General features: G+C 59.6%; 17 protein-coding genes. 7 read left to right on the top strand and 10 right to left on the bottom strand.

Features of this window, described 5'->3' with window-relative positions:
* The first annotated feature begins 244 nt into the window (after positions 1 to 244).
* On the top strand, positions 245 to 460 hold the full coding sequence (locus QLG10_RS16595; protein ID WP_003223300.1) for a ribosome modulation factor: 216 nt from the start codon (positions 245 to 247) through the stop codon (positions 458 to 460).
* 247 nt (positions 461 to 707) lie between these two features.
* On the opposite strand, the gene QLG10_RS16590 is transcribed toward QLG10_RS16595, so the two are convergent.
* Positions 708 to 1727: a quinone-dependent dihydroorotate dehydrogenase gene (locus QLG10_RS16590; RefSeq protein ID WP_282487699.1), complete on the bottom strand. Its 1020-nt coding sequence runs from the start codon at positions 1725 to 1727 to the stop codon at positions 708 to 710.
* 228 nt (positions 1728 to 1955) lie between these two features.
* On the opposite strand from QLG10_RS16590, the gene QLG10_RS16585 reads away from it, so the two are divergent.
* The 5 genes from QLG10_RS16585 to cobA all read left to right on the top strand — a co-directional run bounded on the left by QLG10_RS16585 (position 1956) and on the right by cobA (position 7741).
* A complete protein-coding gene (locus tag QLG10_RS16585; RefSeq protein WP_282487698.1) occupies positions 1956 to 3167 on the top strand; it encodes a CmpA/NrtA family ABC transporter substrate-binding protein in 1212 nt (403 codons plus the stop codon).
* A 15-nt stretch (positions 3168 to 3182) separates the two neighbouring features.
* A complete protein-coding gene (locus QLG10_RS16580) occupies positions 3183 to 3758 on the top strand; it encodes an ANTAR domain-containing protein (protein WP_110749514.1) in 576 nt (191 codons plus the stop codon).
* A gap of 275 nt (positions 3759 to 4033) precedes the next feature.
* Complete coding sequence (locus QLG10_RS16575) at positions 4034 to 5245, top strand: nitrate/nitrite transporter (protein WP_110749516.1); 1212 nt, start codon at positions 4034 to 4036, stop codon at positions 5243 to 5245.
* Positions 5246 to 5252: 7 nt separating this feature from the next.
* A complete protein-coding gene (locus QLG10_RS16570) occupies positions 5253 to 6923 on the top strand; it encodes a bifunctional protein-serine/threonine kinase/phosphatase (protein ID WP_282487697.1) in 1671 nt (556 codons plus the stop codon).
* Between the two features lie 50 nt (positions 6924 to 6973).
* Entirely contained in the window at positions 6974 to 7741 is a 768-nt protein-coding gene (gene cobA / locus QLG10_RS16565) for a uroporphyrinogen-III C-methyltransferase (RefSeq protein ID WP_282487696.1), read from the top strand.
* A 104-nt stretch (positions 7742 to 7845) separates the two neighbouring features.
* Here cobA and QLG10_RS16560 read toward each other — a convergent pair whose 3' ends face one another.
* The 8 genes from QLG10_RS16560 to ppsA all read right to left on the bottom strand — a co-directional run bounded on the left by QLG10_RS16560 (position 7846) and on the right by ppsA (position 16031).
* On the bottom strand, positions 7846 to 8877 hold the full coding sequence (locus tag QLG10_RS16560; protein WP_110749522.1) for an OmpA family protein: 1032 nt from the start codon (positions 8875 to 8877) through the stop codon (positions 7846 to 7848).
* A 107-nt stretch (positions 8878 to 8984) separates the two neighbouring features.
* On the bottom strand, positions 8985 to 9575 hold the full coding sequence (sigX, locus tag QLG10_RS16555) for an RNA polymerase sigma factor SigX (protein ID WP_075949123.1): 591 nt from the start codon (positions 9573 to 9575) through the stop codon (positions 8985 to 8987).
* 90 nt (positions 9576 to 9665) lie between these two features.
* Positions 9666 to 10490 (bottom strand): mechanosensitive ion channel domain-containing protein, encoded by an 825-nt coding sequence (locus tag QLG10_RS16550; RefSeq protein ID WP_008048604.1) that lies wholly within the window; start codon positions 10488 to 10490, stop codon positions 9666 to 9668.
* A gap of 2 nt (positions 10491 to 10492) precedes the next feature.
* A complete protein-coding gene (locus QLG10_RS16545) occupies positions 10493 to 10741 on the bottom strand; it encodes a hypothetical protein (RefSeq protein ID WP_020801096.1) in 249 nt (82 codons plus the stop codon).
* A 63-nt stretch (positions 10742 to 10804) separates the two neighbouring features.
* Positions 10805 to 11800: a zinc transporter ZntB gene (locus tag QLG10_RS16540; RefSeq protein WP_110749524.1), complete on the bottom strand. Its 996-nt coding sequence runs from the start codon at positions 11798 to 11800 to the stop codon at positions 10805 to 10807.
* 34 nt (positions 11801 to 11834) lie between these two features.
* Positions 11835 to 12326, bottom strand: a complete 492-nt coding sequence (gene rraA, locus QLG10_RS16535) for a ribonuclease E activity regulator RraA (RefSeq protein WP_110749526.1) — start codon at positions 12324 to 12326, stop codon at positions 11835 to 11837.
* Between the two features lie 137 nt (positions 12327 to 12463).
* A complete protein-coding gene (locus QLG10_RS16530; RefSeq protein WP_110749528.1) occupies positions 12464 to 13453 on the bottom strand; it encodes an alpha/beta fold hydrolase in 990 nt (329 codons plus the stop codon).
* A gap of 202 nt (positions 13454 to 13655) precedes the next feature.
* Positions 13656 to 16031 carry a phosphoenolpyruvate synthase gene (ppsA, locus tag QLG10_RS16525; RefSeq protein WP_033039437.1) on the bottom strand — a complete coding sequence of 792 codons (2376 nt, stop codon included), beginning with the start codon at positions 16029 to 16031 and terminating at the stop codon, positions 13656 to 13658.
* Positions 16032 to 16205: 174 nt separating this feature from the next.
* On the opposite strand from ppsA, the gene QLG10_RS16520 reads away from it, so the two are divergent.
* Entirely contained in the window at positions 16206 to 17024 is an 819-nt protein-coding gene (locus QLG10_RS16520) for a pyruvate, water dikinase regulatory protein (protein ID WP_020801102.1), read from the top strand.
* 126 nt (positions 17025 to 17150) lie between these two features.
* Here the strand turns inward: QLG10_RS16520 and prpD are convergent, their stop codons facing one another.
* On the bottom strand, positions 17151 to 18635 hold the full coding sequence (gene prpD / locus QLG10_RS16515) for a 2-methylcitrate dehydratase (RefSeq protein WP_282487695.1): 1485 nt from the start codon (positions 18633 to 18635) through the stop codon (positions 17151 to 17153).
* Positions 18636 to 18777: the final 142 nt, after the last annotated feature.

The raw sequence follows: 18777 nt of genomic DNA, 5'->3' as shown, positions 1-18777 counted from the left end.
AAGAAATACGCCACAAACATCATGTTACTTAGTGCCATAGCACATTAACGGTTACGTCCTTATGACAAAACGATCATTCCCTCGATGTGACGCATTGGTTAGAACTCAATTCAGGTTGGCGTCGCAATGACGCCAACACCTTGGCTCGTCACGCCGGCAACGAGCCCCAACGGCAGAGTTTTTCTGCCAGACCTCGATTGAGGTCTACGCGATAAATACAGTCAACAAGTGAGGGCAACACCCTATGAGAAGACTTAAGCGTGATCCGTTGGAAAGAGCATTTTTGCGCGGATATCAATATGGCGTTGGTGGCAAATCCCGTGAGCTTTGCCCATTTACTCTACCGTCGGTACGCCAAGCCTGGATTAACGGCTGGCGCGAAGGACGCGGCGACAACTGGGACGGTATGACCGGCACTGCGGGAATCCACAGACTCAACGAACTTCACGCCGTCGGCTAACACAGGGCACACACTCCGACATACAATCTGATATGCAGTGAATTAACCACGCACGTCCCATCCGGACGGCGGGCTACGGCCCAGGGGCTCCTTTGAAGGGGCCCTTTTTTATGCCTGTTTCATGGCCAACCCAATACCTGTAGGAGCGAGCATGCTCGCGATAAACCTGAGAGCGCCGCGGGGTGTCAGGTTTCCAGCGTTATCGTTAACGACCATCGCGAGCATGCTCGCTCCTACAGGGGGCGCGTTACCTGAGGGCTGCGATCGCGTCTACCGACTCGCGGATGAGCGCCGGGCCTTTGTAGATAAAACCCGAGTAGATCTGCACCAGGCTCGCACCCGCGCTGATTTTTTCCGCTGCGTGCCGGCCTTCGGTGATGCCACCCGCCGCGATGATCGGCAAGCGACCACCCAGCTCCGAGGCCAGCACCTTCACGGTGTGCGTGCTCTTGTCACGCACCGGCGCGCCGGACAGCCCGCCCGCCTCGTCCCCATGTTCCATGCCTTCGACACCCACGCGGCTCAAGGTGGTGTTGGTGGCGATGACCGCGTCCATCCCGGTTTCGATCAACGCCTGTGCGACCTGCGCGGTTTCTTCGTCGGTCATGTCCGGTGCGATCTTGATCGCCAGAGGAACGTGCCGGCCATGACGCTGCGCCAGTTCCGCTCGGCGCGTGGCGAGGTCTGCCAGCAGCTGCTTGAGCGAGTCACCAAATTGCAGGCTGCGCAGGCCCGGGGTATTGGGCGAGCTGACGTTGACTGTCACGTAGCTGGCGTGGGCGTAGACCTTGTCCAGGCAGATCAGGTAGTCGTCGACCGCGCGCTCGACCGGGGTGTCGAAGTTCTTGCCGATGTTGATGCCCAGCACGCCCTTGTACTTGGCCGCTGCCACGCGGGCCAGCAGGTGATCGACGCCAAGGTTGTTGAAGCCCATGCGGTTGATGATCGCCTCGGCCTCCGGCAAACGGAACAACCGGGGTTTGGGGTTGCCCGGTTGTGGGCGCGGGGTAATGGTGCCGATCTCGACAAAGCCAAAACCCAATTGTGCAAAGCCGTCGATGGCCGCGCCATTCTTGTCCAGGCCGGCGGCCAGGCCCACCGGGTTCGGGAAGTCCAGGCCCATGACATTCACCGGCAGCTTTGCCGGGGCCTTGCACAGCAAACCGTTGAGCCCCAGGCGCCCACCCGCACCGATCAGGTCCAGGGACAGATCGTGGGAGGTTTCCGGGGAAAGTTTGAACAACAGCTGACGGGCCAGGGTGTACATGGGCGGGCTTGACTCGATTGGCGGCGAAATGAGGCGGCGATTATACCCGCGCATCGGGGTTGCAAGCGAGGGCGCGACAAAAACAGCGGGCGATGGCATATGCCTTGCACCGGCACAGGCATCAGCACGCAGGCCAACGGCGGAATGCGTGCCAGGACAACGGCGTCGTCAGCCACCCCTGCTCAAACGGGGTCCGGGACGACGTTTTTTTTGGAAGGTGCGAAATCGATGAACGAACCCTCAACCAATCCCCTGGCCTGGGTCAATGGCAGCGATGCCCCGGAAAAGACCGAAATCAACCTCGGCTTCATGGCCCTGAGCGACTGCGCTTCGGTGGTGGTCGCCGCCACCCAGGGCTTCGCCCAGCCCTACGGATTGACCTTGAACCTCAAGCGCCAGTCATCCTGGGCCAACCTGCGGGACAAACTGGTGAGCGGCGAACTCGACGCCGCCCACAGCCTGTACGGCCTGATCTACGCCGTGCACCTGGGCATCGGCGGCGTGGCCCCCACTGACATGGCGGTGCTCATGGGCCTGAACCAGAACGGCCAGAGCATCAACCTCTCCCACGGCTTGCAGGCCGCCGGCGTGACCAGTCCTGAAGCACTGGACCGTCACGTGCACCAAACTCGCCCAAAACTGACCTTCGCCCAGACCTTTCCCACCGGCACCCATGCCCTGTGGTTGTACTACTGGCTGGCGAGCCAGGGCATTCATCCGCTGCACGACGTCGACAGCGTAGTGGTGCCGCCGCCGCAAATGGTGGCGCACCTGCAAGCCGGGCGTATCGACGGCTTCTGCGTCGGCGAGCCGTGGGCTGACAGCGCGGTGAAGCAGGACCTCGGTTTTACCCTGGCAACCTCCCAGGCCATCTGGCCCGACCACCCGGAGAAAGTCCTCGGCTGTACGCGCGCCTTCGTCGAGCAATACCCCAATACCGCCCGCGCACTGGTGATGGCGATCCTCGAAGCCAGCCGCTTCATCGACGACAGTGTCGAGAATCGCCGCAGTACCGCGCAATTGCTCAGCGCTGCGCAGTACCTCGATGCGCCGCTGTCGCGTATCGAACCGCGCCTGCTGGGCGACTATGCCGACGGCCTGGGCAATGAATGGCAAGACCCGCACGCCCTGCGTTTCCATGGGCAGGGGGCGGTCAACCTGCCCTACCTGTCCGATGGCATGTGGTTCATGACCCAGTTTCGTCGTTGGGGGCTGTTGCGCGACGACCCCGATTACCTCGCCGTGGCCCGTCAGGTTCAACAATTGGACTTATACCGAGAGGCCGCCAGCGCCGTCGGTGTCGCCGCCCCGGGCAATGAAATGCGCAGCAGCCAACTGATCGACGGCAGGGTCTGGGACGGTTCGGACCCGGCCAGTTATGCCCGCAGCTTCAAGCTGCACGCCATGAGCGACAGCTCGCCTCTTCTCGCCAGCCGCTGACAGGAGACTGCAGACATGTTGCGTATCCTGCTGATCAACGACACCGCAAAAAAAGTCGGCCGCTTGAAAGCTGCCCTGACCGAGGCCGGTTTCGAGGTCGTCGACGAATCCGGGCTGACCATCGACTTGCCCGAACGCGTCGAAACGGTGCGCCCGGACGTGATCCTGATCGATACCGAGTCACCGAGCCGAGATGTCATGGAGCAAGTGGTGCTGGTCAGCCGCGACCAGCCACGGCCGATTGTGATGTTCACCGACGAACACGACCCCGATGTGATGCGCCAGGCGATCAAGTCCGGGGTCAGTGCCTACATCGTCGAGGGCATCCATGCACAGCGCCTGCAACCGATTCTCGACGTGGCCATGGCGCGTTTCGAAAGCGACCAGGCCCTTCGCGCCCAACTGCACGCCCGTGACCAGCAACTGGCCGAGCGCAAGCGCATCGAGCTGGCCAAGGGGTTGCTGATGAAGATGAAGGACTGCAACGAAGAAGAGGCCTACACCCTGATGCGCCGCCAGGCGATGAGCCGCCAGCAGAAGCTGATCCAGGTCGCGGAGCAGATCATTGCCATGAGTGAGTTGCTGGGCTGAGTTTTTCTGGTGCCGTTGAAGGCCTCTTCGCGAGCAGGCTCGCTCCCACAATTGAAATGCATTCCCCCTGTGGGAGCGAGCCTGCTCGCGAATGGCCGAGCCACGGTCTCACCTGTTGGCACAGATCTGGCTAAGTAATCCCTACAGGTAACCAACGGCGGTTGCCCCACCTACGACAAAGACGTCGCTCACCTCATTTGCCCCATGGCGAATCAGGTGGCGGCGTTTTTTTTGTTTTGGCTCCCGTTCGAGACTCCTATCATCTGAGGTGCGCGATGAATTCAAGCTTCTGGAAATCCGGCCATACCCCGACACTGTTCGCAGCCTTCCTCTATTTCGACCTGAGTTTCATGGTGTGGTACCTGCTCGGCCCGCTGGCCGTACAGATCGCTGGCGACCTGCACCTGACCACCCAGCAACGCGGACTGGTGGTGGCCACGCCGATTCTGGCCGGGGCAGTACTGCGCTTCGTGATGGGGATGCTGGCTGATCGCCTGTCACCCAAGACCGCCGGCCTGATCGGCCAGGTGATCGTCATCTGTGCATTGTTCGGCGCCTGGAAACTCGGCATCCATACCTACGAGCAAGCCTTGCTGCTGGGGTTGTTCCTCGGCATGGCCGGCGCCTCCTTCGCTGTCGCCCTGCCCTTGGCATCACAATGGTATCCGCCACAGCACCAGGGCAAAGCCATGGGCATCGCCGGGGCCGGAAACTCCGGCACTGTGCTCGCGGCGCTGATTGCACCGGTTCTGGCGGCTGCCTTTGGCTGGAGCAATGTGTTCGGTTTCGCACTGATCCCGTTGATCCTGACACTGATCGTCTTCGCCTGGCTGGCCAAGAACGCGCCTGAGCGGCCGAAAGCCAAGTCGATGGCCGACTATTTCAAGGCCCTGGGCGACCGCGATAGCTGGTGGTTCATGTTTTTCTACAGCGTGACCTTCGGTGGCTTCATCGGCCTGGCCAGCGCCCTGCCCGGTTATTTCAACGATCAGTATGGCCTGAGCCCCGTGACCGCGGGTTACTACACGGCAGCCTGTGTGTTCGGCGGTAGCCTGATGCGTCCACTGGGAGGCGCCCTGGCTGATCGTTTCGGCGGTATCCGCACCCTGCTCGCGATGTACACCGTGGCGGCCATCTGTATCGCTGCAGTCGGCTTCAACTTACCCAGCTCCTATGCCGCGCTGGCCCTGTTCGTGTGCACCATGCTCGGTTTGGGTGCAGGCAACGGTGCGGTGTTCCAGTTAGTGCCACAGCGTTTCCGTCGCGAAATCGGCGTCATGACCGGCCTGATCGGCATGGCCGGCGGCATCGGTGGATTTGCCCTGGCGGCGGGCATGGGTGCAATCAAGCAGAGCACCGGCAGCTACCAGATGGCATTGTGGTTGTTTGCCAGCCTGGGGGTGCTCGCCTGGTTCGGCCTGCACGGCGTAAAACGCCGCTGGAGGACCACTTGGGGTTCGGCCGCCGTGACAGCTGCACGGGTCTGACGCTGCCATGAGCCTGCACTTGAGTTTCGCGCAAGCCAGCGCCATCGGCCCGCGCGATGAGAACCAGGATGCCTTGCGCCTGGTCACGCCGGCCCCGGCGCTGGCCGCCAGCAAGGGCTACCTGTTCGCCATCGCCGATGGCGTCAGCCAGTGCGCCGACGGCGGCCTGGCGGCTCGCTCGACGTTGCAGGCCCTGGCTTTGGACTACTACGCCACGCCGGAAACCTGGGGTGTTGCCCAGGCACTGGATCGCTTGCTGCTGGCGCAAAACCGCTGGCTGCAAGCCAACGGCGCAGGCCAGCCACTGCTGACCACCGTCAGCGCCCTGGTCCTGCGCGGTCGGCGTTTTACCTTGGCCCATGTCGGCGATTGCCGGGTGTATCGCTGGCACGCCGAGCAGTTGCAGCGGGTCAGCGAAGATCACGTCTGGGACCAACCGGGCATGCAGCATGTACTCAAGCGTGCTCTGGGCCTGGATCAACACCTGGTGCTGGACTTTCTCGATGGCGAACTGCGTATCGACGAAAGCTTTGTGCTGCTCAGCGACGGTGTCTGGGCGGCCCTGGGCGACACCGCCATTGCGGCGATCCTGCGTGACCAACCGGACCTGGACAGCGCCGCGCAAACCCTGGTCAACGCCGCACACCTGGCGGGCAGCCAGGATAACGCCAGCGCACTGCTGGTGCGGGTCGATGCCCTGGGTGAAGCCAATATCGGCGATGCATTGATCCATCTGCAGCAATGGCCACTGCCCCCGGCACTGAAACCGGGGCAGATTTTCGAGGGCTGGCAGATTGAAGGGATTCTCAGCCAGAGCCAGCAGTCGCTGCTCTATCGGGTACGCGACAGCCAGCAGCAGCCCTGGCTGCTGAAAACCCTGCCCCCTCGCCTGCATGACGATCATCAGGCCGGGCAAGCGTTGCTGTCCGAAGAATGGTTCCTCAAGCGCGTAGCCGGGCGACACTTTCCTGAAGTGCATGCGGCCAGCCAGCGTCAGCATCTGTACTACGTGATGCGCGAATATTCGGGCTCGACCCTTGCTCAAGTGCATGAACAGATCGGACCCATGCCCCTGGCCCAGTGGCAGGACGTGGCTGAACGCCTGCTGCGAGCGGTCGGCATGCTCCATCGACGGCAGATCCTGCATCGCGATATCAAGCCGCAGAACCTGCTGTCAGGGGACGACGGCGAGTTGCGCCTGCTGGACTTCGGCCTCGCCTACTGCCCCGGCCTGTCTGAAGATCAGCCCAGTACCCTGCCCGGAACCCCCAGCTATATAGCCCCGGAAGCCTTCCGCGGGGAGTCACCGACGCCGCAGCAGGACCTGTATGCGGTGGGGGTGACCTTGTACTTTCTGCTCACCGGGCATTTTCCCTACGGTGAAATCGAAGCCTTCCAGCGCCCACGGTTCGGCGTACCGGTCAGTGCCAGCCGCTACCGCCCTGACCTGCCCGAATGGCTGGCGCAAAGCCTGGAACGTGCGGTTGCCGCAGACCCGGCTGAGCGCTTTGAAACCGCCGAAGAATGGTTGCGCCTGCTGGAACAGGGGGAGCGACGCAGTTTAAGCGTACGCCCCAGGCCTTTACTGGAGCGCGAACCGCTGAAGGTGTGGCGGACATTGGCCCTGATGTCGCTGCTGGCGAACCTGGCGTTGCTGTTCCTGGTGTTCCATGGCTGAACTTGCATTGCCCTTAAAACCCATCATCGTCATTTCGTGAGGAAGAACCTATGAACGCAAAAGTCTGGCTGGTGGGTGCGGGTCCCGGTGATCCTGAATTGTTGACCCTCAAGGCGGTGCGCGCATTGAAAGAAGCGGACGTGGTGCTGATCGATGACCTGGTCAACGGCGCAATACTCGAACACTGCCCCGGGGCGCGGGTCATTGCGGTGGGCAAACGCGGTGGTTGCCGCTCCACGCCACAAGCGTTCATCCATCGCCTGATGTTGCGTTACGCCCGGCAGGGCAAATGCGTGGTGCGGCTCAAAGGCGGTGACCCGTGCATTTTCGGGCGCGGAGGCGAAGAGGCCCAGTGGTTGCGCGAGCGCGGGGTTGAGGTCGAATTGGTCAACGGCATCACTGCCGGGCTCGCGGGCGCCACGCAATGCGATATTCCGCTGACCCTGCGCGGTGTGGCGCGCGGCGTGACACTGGTCACCGCCCATACCCAGGACGGCAGCAGCCTGAATTGGCAGGCACTGGCCAAAGGCGGTACGACCCTGGTGATCTACATGGGCGTGGCCAAGCTCAGCGAGATCCGTGAGCAGCTGTTGGCAGGAGGAATGGCGGCGGACACGCCGGTGGCGATGATCGAGAATGCCTCACTGCCCCATCAGCGTGAATGCAGGAGTGATCTGACAGCCATGGAGGAAGATGCCTACGCCTTTGAGCTGAAAAGCCCGGCGATATTGGTCATCGGTGCAGTGGCGGATGGCGAGAAGATCAAAAGATCGCAGCCTGCGGCAGCTCCTACAGGGATTTGCGCAGTACCAATGTAGGAGCTGCCGTAGGCTGCGATCGTTTCAAGTCACCACACAAATCTCAAATCGCAGACAAAGAAAAGCCCGGCAAGAGCCGGGCTTTTCTCAGAGCTGTGGGCTAATTACTTAGCTTGAGCTTCAACCTGCGCTTCTACGCGACGGTTTACAGCACGGCCAGCTTCAGTAGCGTTGTCAGCAACTGGGCGGGATTCGCCGTAGCCAACAGACTGAACGCGGGACGATTCAACACCGTACTGGTTGGTCAGAACTTGCTTAACGGCGTTTGCACGACGCTCAGACAGTTTCTGGTTGTAAGCGTCAGGACCGACGGAGTCAGTGTGACCTTCAACAGTGGTGCTGGTGGATGGGTACTGCTTCATGAAGTCAGCCAGGTTCTTGATGTCGCCGTAGCTGTTAGGCTTGACTACCGACTTGTCGAAGTCGAATTTCACGTCCAGCTCTACACGAACAACTTCAGCAACTGCTGGGCAGCCATCAGCGTCAACAGTTACGTTGGCTGGGGTGTCCGGGCACTTGTCAACGTTGTCGCAAACGCCATCGTTGTCGCTGTCGGAGCAGACTTCTGGTGCTGGAACTGGAGCAGGAGCTGGCTTGGAGCCGCCACCGAAGTTCACACCGATACCGACGCTAGGAGCCCACTCGGTGTTGCCCTGGTCGATGTTGTATTGAGCTTCAACGCCAGCACGGGCGTAGAAGTTGTCGGTGAAGTACAGCTTGGCGCCGCCACCAACGTTGGCGAAGGTGGAACGGTTACGACCGTTCGAACCGTTCTGGTCGATGCTCTGGTCGGAGAAACCGGCCGAAACATACGGACGCAGCATGTCGCCTGGGTTGTTGAAGTGGTACAGAGCATCCAGGGCGGTGTCCGCGCCTTTGATGTTCTGGCCAGAGTCGGAACGTACGTTGTGAACTTCGTCGTAAGCCAGACGCAGCTCAACGTCGTCGGTCAGGAAGTAACCAACAGAACCACCGAACAGATTGCCGTCGTTTTTGAAGTTACGGTCGCTGTCATAGTACTCTTTCTTGGCGAAGCCTTCGATTTCAACTGCGCCTTGGCCCTGTGCCAGAGCGCCGATCGAAGTGGCGGCAATAAGAGAACCAATGGCCAAGCCCAAGGTGTTTTTCAGTTTCATCCGTTAAATCCCCATCTGGTGATTGTGAAGCAGTCCCGCAAACCGGGGGACAACTCGGCGGCAAGTCTATCAGAACTTGCCTACACGTAAGAGATATTTGCGCCGAACTAAGTTTCAGCAATGCCCGCAAATTTCTCACGCAATTTATCTAGAGCGCGTTTGTACCGCATTTTTGTAGCGCTCAAGCCCATGTGCATGATGTCTGCGATCTCCTGGAACTCCAGCTCTGCGACAAATCGTAGCACCAGAATTTCTCGGTCAATCGGGTTCACATACACTAACCAGCGATCAAGTCCACCCTTTTCCTCGGGTTTCGGCGCCTTTTCTTCAGACGCTTCCTCGAGGGGGTCAAGACTCAAGGCGTCCATCAAGCGACGCTTTCGCCTTTCTTTCCGATACTGCGTAATGCACTCGTTGTACGTGATGCTATATAGCCATGTCTTGAACTTCGATTTGCCCTCGAAGTTCTTCAGGCCGTACAGCACCTTCAACATGACCTCCTGACAGACATCGTCAGCGTCGCGATCGTTCCCGAGATACCTTGCACAGACGTTAAATAATGTTCGTTGGTAACGCCGCATCAGTTCTTCATATGCGCGCGTCACGTGAAACAGCTCGGTATGCGAGCGCGCGACCAACTCCTCATCAGAGAGCTCGCGGGGGTCGTAGCGCATGGATAACGATTGGGCTTTATTCAAAACAAGTCGTGCCGACAGTCAGGTCAATGTCCGCCGCAGCCAGCATCAGGCGGCATTTCGCGGCGGCATACATTAGCAGGGTTTGCCGGGTTAGCGGCTACTCACATGCTGCTCGAGGAGGATCCGATTGGAAAGAGAGACTAGCTCACCCTCATCCGTCAGCAATGTAGTTTTAACCGTGCCGATCTCTTCGATCTGCCCTTCGACCTCTCCAACACGCACTTGTTGCCCAACCTGGTACAACTCACGCACATAGATTCCCGCAAGAATCTGACCGGCAATTTCCCGGCTTCCCAACCCCATGGCCAGCGCAACCGCCAGACCAACGGTAATCAAAACGATCACGATCACGTGGTTAAGCAGGTCAGTCTTGACCTCCAACTGACTGATCGCGACCGAGATACTGATGATGATCACCAGGCCCTGGGCAATTCTCCCAAGTCCCGAAGCGTAGTCCAGGCCTACGCCTTCTGCCGCTCCGCGCACCAGCCCATTGGCCAATTGCGCCAGCAAGACACCCACCAACAGCACCAGCGCCGCACCGAATACCTTCGGCAAATATAGCGCAAGCATATCCAGCGTAGCTGAAACTCGTTCAAGTCCAAGTGATTCTGCGGCGGAAACCAAAAAAATCAGCAGAACGAACCAATAGACGATTTTACCGATCAGCGTTGAGATAGGTACTTGAAGGCCGGCACGGGACAACAGTTTCGTCAGGCCGGTACCGCCCATCAGGCGATCCAGGCCCAGTTTGGCGAGCAGTTTGGACAGCAAGGTGTCCAACAGCTTGGCCACGACAAAACCGAGCAGGAGCACGACCAGTGCGCCGAACAGGTTCGGAATGAAGTTCGCAACCTTGGTCCATAACGCAGTCATTGCAGTGACGAGGCTCTGTGTCCAGAGATCAAGTTCCATATTCAATCAGCCTTATCAGCAGTGCGAGCGGTAGGTTTACGAAGACGGGAGACCGGCGCGACATGGGCCGAGCCATTATTGAGGGCGATCATCAGGGCGGGCAACCAGCGGCCCAGCAGGCTGAACAAATCACCTGCGCCAACCTGGCGATTGGCGGTTTTCAGGACACGCCCCAGGCATGCATCGTCGTCCCGGGTGGACGGTGATGCCTTGAGCATGTCGCGCAAAGACTGTTCAAACGGATCGTGCATACGCACCTCTCGTGATGTCTGTGAAAGACGCGGTCAAATTTGCCCGGGTCACATGGCGCACGTTCAAACCCAGCGCAAACGTCGGAATAACCACCACTGCCCGAGCGCCACCGAGATCATCAGCAGGCAGGCGACGAGGAAGCCATAGGGGCTTTGTGAAAATGGAATGCCCCCGACGTTGATTCCCAAAAGACCGGTCAGAAAACTCATCGGCAAAAAAATCCCGGTGATGATGCCAAAGCGATACATGGTGCGGTTCATGCGCACGCTCAATCGCCGGTCTTCAGTCTCCAGGACCAGCCCCACGCGCTCTCGGGTTAATTCCAGCTCCTCCAGATAGCGGGTCAGGCTGTTGTTCAATTCGTTCCAGTAATCGCCATCGTCCTCGACGAACCAGGGCAATTTGATGCGCGTCAGTTGACCAAAAATGTCCCGCTGCGGAGCGAGGAATCGCTTCAACGCAGCAGCCCGGCGCCGGATCTGCAAAACAGCACCGTGCTCAGGAGTATACCGCTCGTCGGAATCCAGCTTTTCTTCTTCCTCATCGACCACTTCCGAGAGGCAACTGACCAGATCCTGCACCTTGTTGGTGAGGTACTGAGCCATGTAGAGAATGAGCTCGGAGGCAGTTTTCGGCCCCTTGCCTGCTTCCAGTTGCACCAGCAATTCTTCAGTGGCACGCAGCGGACGCAGACGCAGGGAGATGACTCGCTGGGCTGAACCGAAAATGCGTACCGACACCATGTCTTCAGGCTCGGCGCCCGGATTAAGGTTTACGCCACGCAAAAATAGCAGCAGTTCGCTGTCCGAAAGCTGCAGGAGACGCGGACGGGTGTTTTCTTCCAGCAAGAGATCGCAGCTGAATTCACTCAGGCCGCTGGACTTGCGCAGCCAGGTCTGGGTTTGCGGGTGACTGCGATCCCAGTGCAGCCACAGGCTTTCATGAGCCTGCAGCTGCAATTCGTCGAGTTCTGTCCGGGCTATCGAACGCGCACCACCTTTACCATCCAGCACCAGGGCATGTACCAGCCCCCACTGCGCGTTTTCTTCCTCGAACATCCGCATTCCATTCTTCAAAAAAATCGGCCCGGATTTACTCAGGCATCGCAAGCGGGCTCGGCGAGATGATCACGCCGTTGTTGTCCGCATAGAGGTAATGGCCGGGATGAAAGGTCACGCCGGCGAAGGTGACGGCAACATTCAGGTCGCCGATACCACGCTTGTCGGTTTTCATCGGGTGGCTGGCCAACGCCTGGACCCCCAGGTCGGTTTGCGCGATGACGTCGACGTCACGGATGCAACCGTAGATCACCATCCCTTCCCAGCCGTTCTTCGCGGCTTTCTCGGCGATCATATCGCCCAGCAACGCACGACGCAGGGAGCCGCCACCATCGACCACCAACACTTTGCCATTACCCTTGAGCTCGGCTTGCTCCTTTACCAGCGAGTTGTCTTCGAAGCACTTGATGGTCACGATCTCGCCGCCGAAGGAATCCCGGCCACCGAAATTGCTGAACATCGGTTCCAGCACCTGCACCAGTTCCGGGTAGGCGTCGCACAGGTCAGGGGTGAGGTAATGGTTCATCGAGAAACTCCTGTAATTAGGAAGAAAGCACGAACATCACTACTGATTCAGTCACAGAAAATGACCAGAACAGCTCAATGCGTCATATCTTAGCTGCAACCCGACCAGAGCGAAATGCCCTTGATAGAGCGTCCAGCTTAGATCGCCGCGGCCAGATCCGCTTGATCACCGAGCAACGGCGTCTGCTGATCTGACAGCCAGCGAGCGACTAACGGCCAGACTTCAGCCTGGGCGGCCTTGCTGACCAACATTTCGACATGACCGAAATTATCGGCAAAACCCTGCTCGCGCCCCAGGTTGATGAATTGCTTGTGCTCGCCACCCAACTGATCGAACAGCTTGCGACAAGCCCAGGCCGGGTCCTGATGATCGCCCGCCGCGCTCACCGCCAATACCGGCATCCTGACCTCGGCCAGGCCCGCCCACCAGTCCTTGTCGGCATCGCCAAAGCGCCCGAACAGACCGTACCAGCGCATGCTTTCCAGGGCCAGGCCAATCGGCTCGTCCTCTGGGCCACGCTTGAGCCGTGAACCGGACAGCTGGGCAAAGCGCTTGAGGATGAAACGACCGCTCCATTCCACCGGTGGGATCTTCAGCGGCCAGTAAGTGCGACTGACTTGCGTGCCAAAAAGCGCCGCGGACGCCACCACGGGTTCGCCAATGTATTGGCCACCCAGCGCGGCCGCCAGGGTGATGCCGCCCAGCGAATGGCCGATCCAGTGCGGAACCTGGCCGCTTTGCTCGCGTACGAAGGCACCAATGGCTGGCAGGTCGTATCGTGCATAGTCGGCAACTCGGTTCTTGCGATAGCTCTGGTTGCGCCGGGAGAGGCCGTGACCGCGCATTTCCGCAATCCAGACATCGAACCCCAGGCGCGCCAGATAGGCACCCAGGCCCAACCCCTTGGGGGAGAACCAGAAACGCCGATTGGAAAAACTGCCGTGCAACAGGATCACCGGCACGCCACGGGATGCCGGTTCATCGGCCATGCCGAGACGCGTCACCGCCAGTTCTACGGTGCCGTCCGGGCTGTTACCGGGTTTCAAGCGGTAGACATCTTCGCTCAGATCACCGCGCCGCTCGGCGCTGATCAGGGCGACAGGAAACAGGTTGCTGCTGCTTTGCATAATCTCTTGCACAAAAAAGGGCGGCTTCCAGAGGAGCCCGCCCTACTTGAATCTCAAAGGCTCCGCGCCCCGTGTAGGAGCGAGCATGCTCGCGAGAAACGTCAAGACACCACATTCATCCATGACAAACGCGTTATCGTTAACGTCCATCGCGAGCATGCTCGCTCCTACCAAGGCACGTGAGCGAGCCGTTCACACACTATCAAGCCTGCGCTTGACCTTCCGCCAGGAAGAACCAGGTTTCCAGCACGGAATCCGGGTTCAGCGAAACGCTTTCGATGCCCTGCTCCATCAGCCACTTGGCCAGGTCAGGGTGGTCCGAAGGGCCCTGGCCGCAAATGCCGATGTACTTGCCAGCCTTGTTACAGGCGGCAATGGCGTTGGCCAGCAACTTCTTGACCGCAGGATTTCGCTCGTCGAACAGGTGCGCGATGATCCCGGAGTCACGGTCCAGGCCCAGGGTGAGCTGGGTCAGGTCGTTGGAGCCGATGGAGAAACCGTCGAAGAATTCGAGGAACTCTTCTGCCAGGATCGCGTTGGACGGCAGCTCGCACATCATGATGACGCGCAGACCGTTGTCGCCACGGGCCAGGCCGTTTTCGGCCAGCAGATCCACCACCTGGCTCGCTTCGCCCAGGGTACGGACGAACGGCACCATGATTTCGACGTTGGTCAGGCCCATCTCGTTGCGCACGCGCTTGAGGGCGCGGCATTCGAGTTCGAAGCAGTCACGGAACGATTCGCTGATGTAACGCGAGGCGCCGCGGAAGCCCAGCATCGGGTTCTCTTCTTCCGGCTCGTAGAGCTTGCCGCCGATCAGGTTGGCGTATTCGTTGGACTTGAAGTCCGACAGACGCACGATGACCTTTTTCGGCCAGAACGCGGCCGCCAGGGTGCTGATGCCTTCGACCAGTTTCTCGACGTAGAAGCCGACCGGGTCGTCGTAGCCGGCAATGCGCTTGTCGACGCTTTCCTTGATGTCCTGCGGCAGACCGTCGTAGTTCAGCAGCGCTTTAGGGTGCACGCCGATCATGCGGTTGATGATGAACTCCAGGCGGGCCAGGCCCACGCCGGCGTTCGGCAGCTGCGCGAAGTCGAAGGCGCGGTCCGGGTTGCCGACGTTCATCATGATCTTGAACGGCAGATCCGGCATGGCGTCCACGGAGTTCTTCTTGATGTCGAAGCCCAGTTCGCCTTCGAAGATGAAGCCGGTGTCGCCTTCAGCGCAGGAAACGGTCACGCCCTGGCCGTCTTTCAACAGCTGGGTGGCGTTGCCGCAACCGACCACGGCCGGGATACCCAGCTCGCGGGCAATGATGGCCGCGTGGCAGGTACGACCGCCACGGTTGGTGACGATGGCGCTGGCGCGCTTCATGACCGGTTCCCAGTCCGGGTCGGTCATGTCCGATACCAGTACGTCGCCTGGCTGGACCTTGTCCATCTCGGACACGTCCTTGATGATGCGCACCTTGCCGGCGCCAATTCGCTGGCCAATGGCACGACCTTCGACCAGCACGGTGCCGGTTTCCTTCAACAGGTAACGTTCCATGACGTTGGCCTGGGTACGGCTCTTCACGGTTTCCGGACGGGCCTGCACGATGTACAGCTTGCCGTCGTCACCGTCCTTGGCCCATTCGATGTCCATCGGGCACTGGTAGTGCTTCTCGATGATCATCGCCTGCTTGGCCAGCTCGCTGACTTCAGCATCGGTCAGGCAGAAACGTGCACGTTCAGCCTTGTCGACATCGACGGTCTTGACCGAACGACCGGCCTTGGCCTCGTCGCCGTAGATCATCTTGATGGCCTTGCTGCCCAGGTTGCGACGCAGGATCGCCGGGCGACCGGCGGCCAGGGTGCCTTTGTGGACGTAGAACTCATCCGGGTTCACCGCGCCTTGTACGACGGTTTCACCCAGGCCGTAGGCGCCGGTGATGAACACCACGTCACGGAAGCCCGATTCGGTATCGAGGGTGAACATCACGCCGGCGGTGCCGGTTTCGGAGCGGACCATGCGCTGTACGCCGGCCGACAGGGCTACCAACTTGTGGTCGAAGCCCTGGTGCACGCGATAGGAAATCGCGCGATCGTTGAAAAGGGAGGCGAAAACTTCCTTGGCGGCACGAATGACGTTTTCGACACCGCGGATGTTCAGGAAGGTTTCCTGCTGACCGGCGAAGGACGCATCGGGCAAGTCTTCGGCGGTTGCGGAAGAACGCACGGCCACGGCCACGTCAGGGTTGCCGGCGGACAGCGCGGCAAACGCGGTGCGGATTTCGGTATTCAGTTTTTCCGGGAACTCGGCTTCCATGATCCATTGGCGGATCTGGGCGCCGGTCTTGGCCAGGGCGTTCACGTCGTCGACGTCCAGGGCATCCAGGGCGTCATGAATCTGCTGGTTCAGGCCGCTCAGTTCCAGGAAATCACGATATGCCTGAGCGGTCGTGGCGAAGCCACCGGGTACCGATACACCGGCACCCGCAAGATTGCTGATCATCTCGCCCAGGGATGCGTTCTTGCCCCCCACATGCTCAACATCGTGTTTGCCGAGCTTATCGAGGGAAACTACGTACTCTACCAAGGTGATCTCTCCACTAACTGTGTTGGAAAAGCTCAGAAGCCGGCTGCTCGGGGGAGCATTTGCCAGCTGTATGGCCTGGACCTGGAAAATAAGTGAGAATGCGGGCCATTGGCGGCCGGCAAATCGCGCCTATCATATCCAAGAATGCTCATTAGCTTAAGGCCCAAGGTGCAAATGAAACGATCTGCTTTCTTTATCTCCGATGGCACCGGCATTACCGCCGAAACCCTGGGTCAAAGCCTCCTGGCGCAGTTCGAAAACATTACCTTCAGCAAATTCACGCGGCCGTACATCGACAGCGTGGAAAAAGCGCGGGCCATGGTACAACAAATCAACAAAGCCGCCGAAACCGACGGCTTCCGTCCGATTATCTTCGACACCATCGTCAATCAGGACATTCGTGAGATCCTCGCGACTTCCAATGGTTTCATGATCGATATTTTCTCGACTTTCCTGGCGCCGCTTGAACAGGAACTGACCGAGCATTCTTCCTATACCGTGGGCAAATCCCACTCCATCGGCGCCAACACCAATTACATGGAGCGCATCGAGGCGGTGAACTTCGCCCTCGACAACGACGACGGTGCCCGCACGCACTATTACGACAAGGCCGACCTGATACTAGTGGGCGTGTCGCGTTGTGGTAAGACGCCGACGTGTCTGTACATGGCCATGCAATTCGGCATCCGCGCGGCCAACTACCCGCTGACCGAAGACGACATGGAGCGCCTGCAACTGCCTAGCGCCCTGCGTGCCCACCAACACAAGTTGTTCGGCCTGACCATCGACCCAGACCGCCTCACCGCCATTCGCAACGAACGCAAGCCCAACAGCCGCTATTCGAGTTACGCCCAGTGCGAATTCGAAGTGCGCGAGGTCGAAAACCTGTTTCGCCGCGAGAACATTCCGAATATCAATTCCACGCATTTTTCGGTGGAAGAAATTTCCGCAAAAATCCTGGTGGAGAAAGGTGTCGAGCGGCGGTTCAAGTAATTTTGTAGTGCCTGCCAGGCCGCCTTCGCGAGCAAGCCCGCTCCCACATTTGATCGCATTCATCCCGGCGAAACTCGATCGAATGTGGGAGCGGGCTTGCTCGCGAAGGAACGATGACGCGGTCTCCTAGATAACAAACATGTCTACAAACCGGTTCACCGGTGTTGCCTCAAGCTTTTGCTGATCCTTGCACAGCTCGAAAATCTCCTCGCTACGCTGCGCGGTGAAACGTGTCAGCAGGTTCGCCCTGAACTTGTCCTCCAACAACGGAATGCCCTCGGCACGGCGCCGACGATGGCCTATCGGGTACTCCACCACCACATTTTCGGTGCTGGACCCATCCTTGAAAAACACCTGCACGGCATTGGCAATCGACCGCTTGTCAGGTTCCAGGTATTCGCGGGTGTAATCAGGGTTTTCGACAATGACCATTTTGTCGCGCAGTGCATCAATGATCGGATGCGCCTTGTGAAAATCATCTTCGTAGTGCTCGGCCACCAGATTGCCGAAGGCCAGTGGGACCGCCGTCATGTACTGGATGCAGTGGTCGCGGTCCGCGGCATTGGCCAGCGGACCGACCTTGGAAATGATGCGGATCGCCGATTGATGGGTGGTGATGACAATGCGGTCGATGTCATGCAGGCGATTACGCACTTGCGGATGCAGGGTCACCGCTGCTTCACAGGCCGTCTGCGCGTGAAATTCGGCGGGAAAACTGATCTTGAACAGCACGTTCTCCATCACATAACTGCCGTAAGGCCGCGAGAAGCTGAACTGGCGCTTGTCGTCAGGCTTGAGTGCCAGGTCGTTGTTGGTGTGGCTGAACAGTACGTCGTAAAAGCCCCACTGTTTGGCACTCAACACACCGGGGATGCCCATCTCGCCACGCATGGCAATGTCCGCCAGGCGCACTCCACGACTGGTTGCATCACCCGCCGCCCAGGATTTGCGCGAGCCGGCATTCGGTGCATGGCGGTAGGTGCGTAATGCCTGGCCATCGGCGAAAGCGTGGGACAACGCCGAGAGCAACTGCGCGCGATTGGCGCCCATGAGTTTGGCGGTGACCGCGGTCGAAGCGACTTTCACCAGGATGACGTGATCGAGGCCCACGCGGTTGAACGAGTTTTCCAGCGCGATCACGCCCTGAATCTCATGGGCCATGATCATGGCGTCGAGTACCGTACGAACGGTCAGCGGCGTCTCGCCATTGGCCAGGCGTTTTTGCGACAGGTGGTCGGCCACCGCGAGAATTGCGCCGAGGTTATCCGACGGATGGCCCCATTCGGCCGCGAGCCAGGTGTCGTTGAAGTCGAGCCAGCGCACGATGCAGCCGATGTCCCACGCGGCCTTGACCGGATCGAGGCGAAAATGGGTGCCGGGTACCCGGGCGCCGAACGGCACGACGGTGCCTTCGACCAGGGGCCCAAGGTGCTTGGTGCATTCGGGAAAACGCAGTGCCAGCAGGCCGCAACCCAAGGTATCGATCAGGCAGTTGCGCGCGGTATCCAGCGCCTCTGCCGAGTCGATCCTGTAATTGAGGACGTAGTCGGCAATGTCCTGCAGGACCTGGTCGTAGTCGGGACGATTGTTGAGGTCGACGTTGGCGCTCATGTTCGATTCACTCGGCAAGTGTTCGTTGATGGGACCTCGGTTCAGGGCAATCTCAGTCTTATTATGAAAATGCGATCTCCTGTAGGAGCTGCCGCAGGCTGCGATCTTTTGATTTGTTTTTTAAGATCAAAAGATCGCAGCC

The organism is Pseudomonas sp. V98_8, assembly GCF_029967975.1.
Classification (GTDB): Bacteria; Pseudomonadota; Gammaproteobacteria; order Pseudomonadales; family Pseudomonadaceae; genus Aquipseudomonas; species Aquipseudomonas umsongensis.
This window is presented reverse-complemented; position numbering and strand designations above follow the sequence as displayed.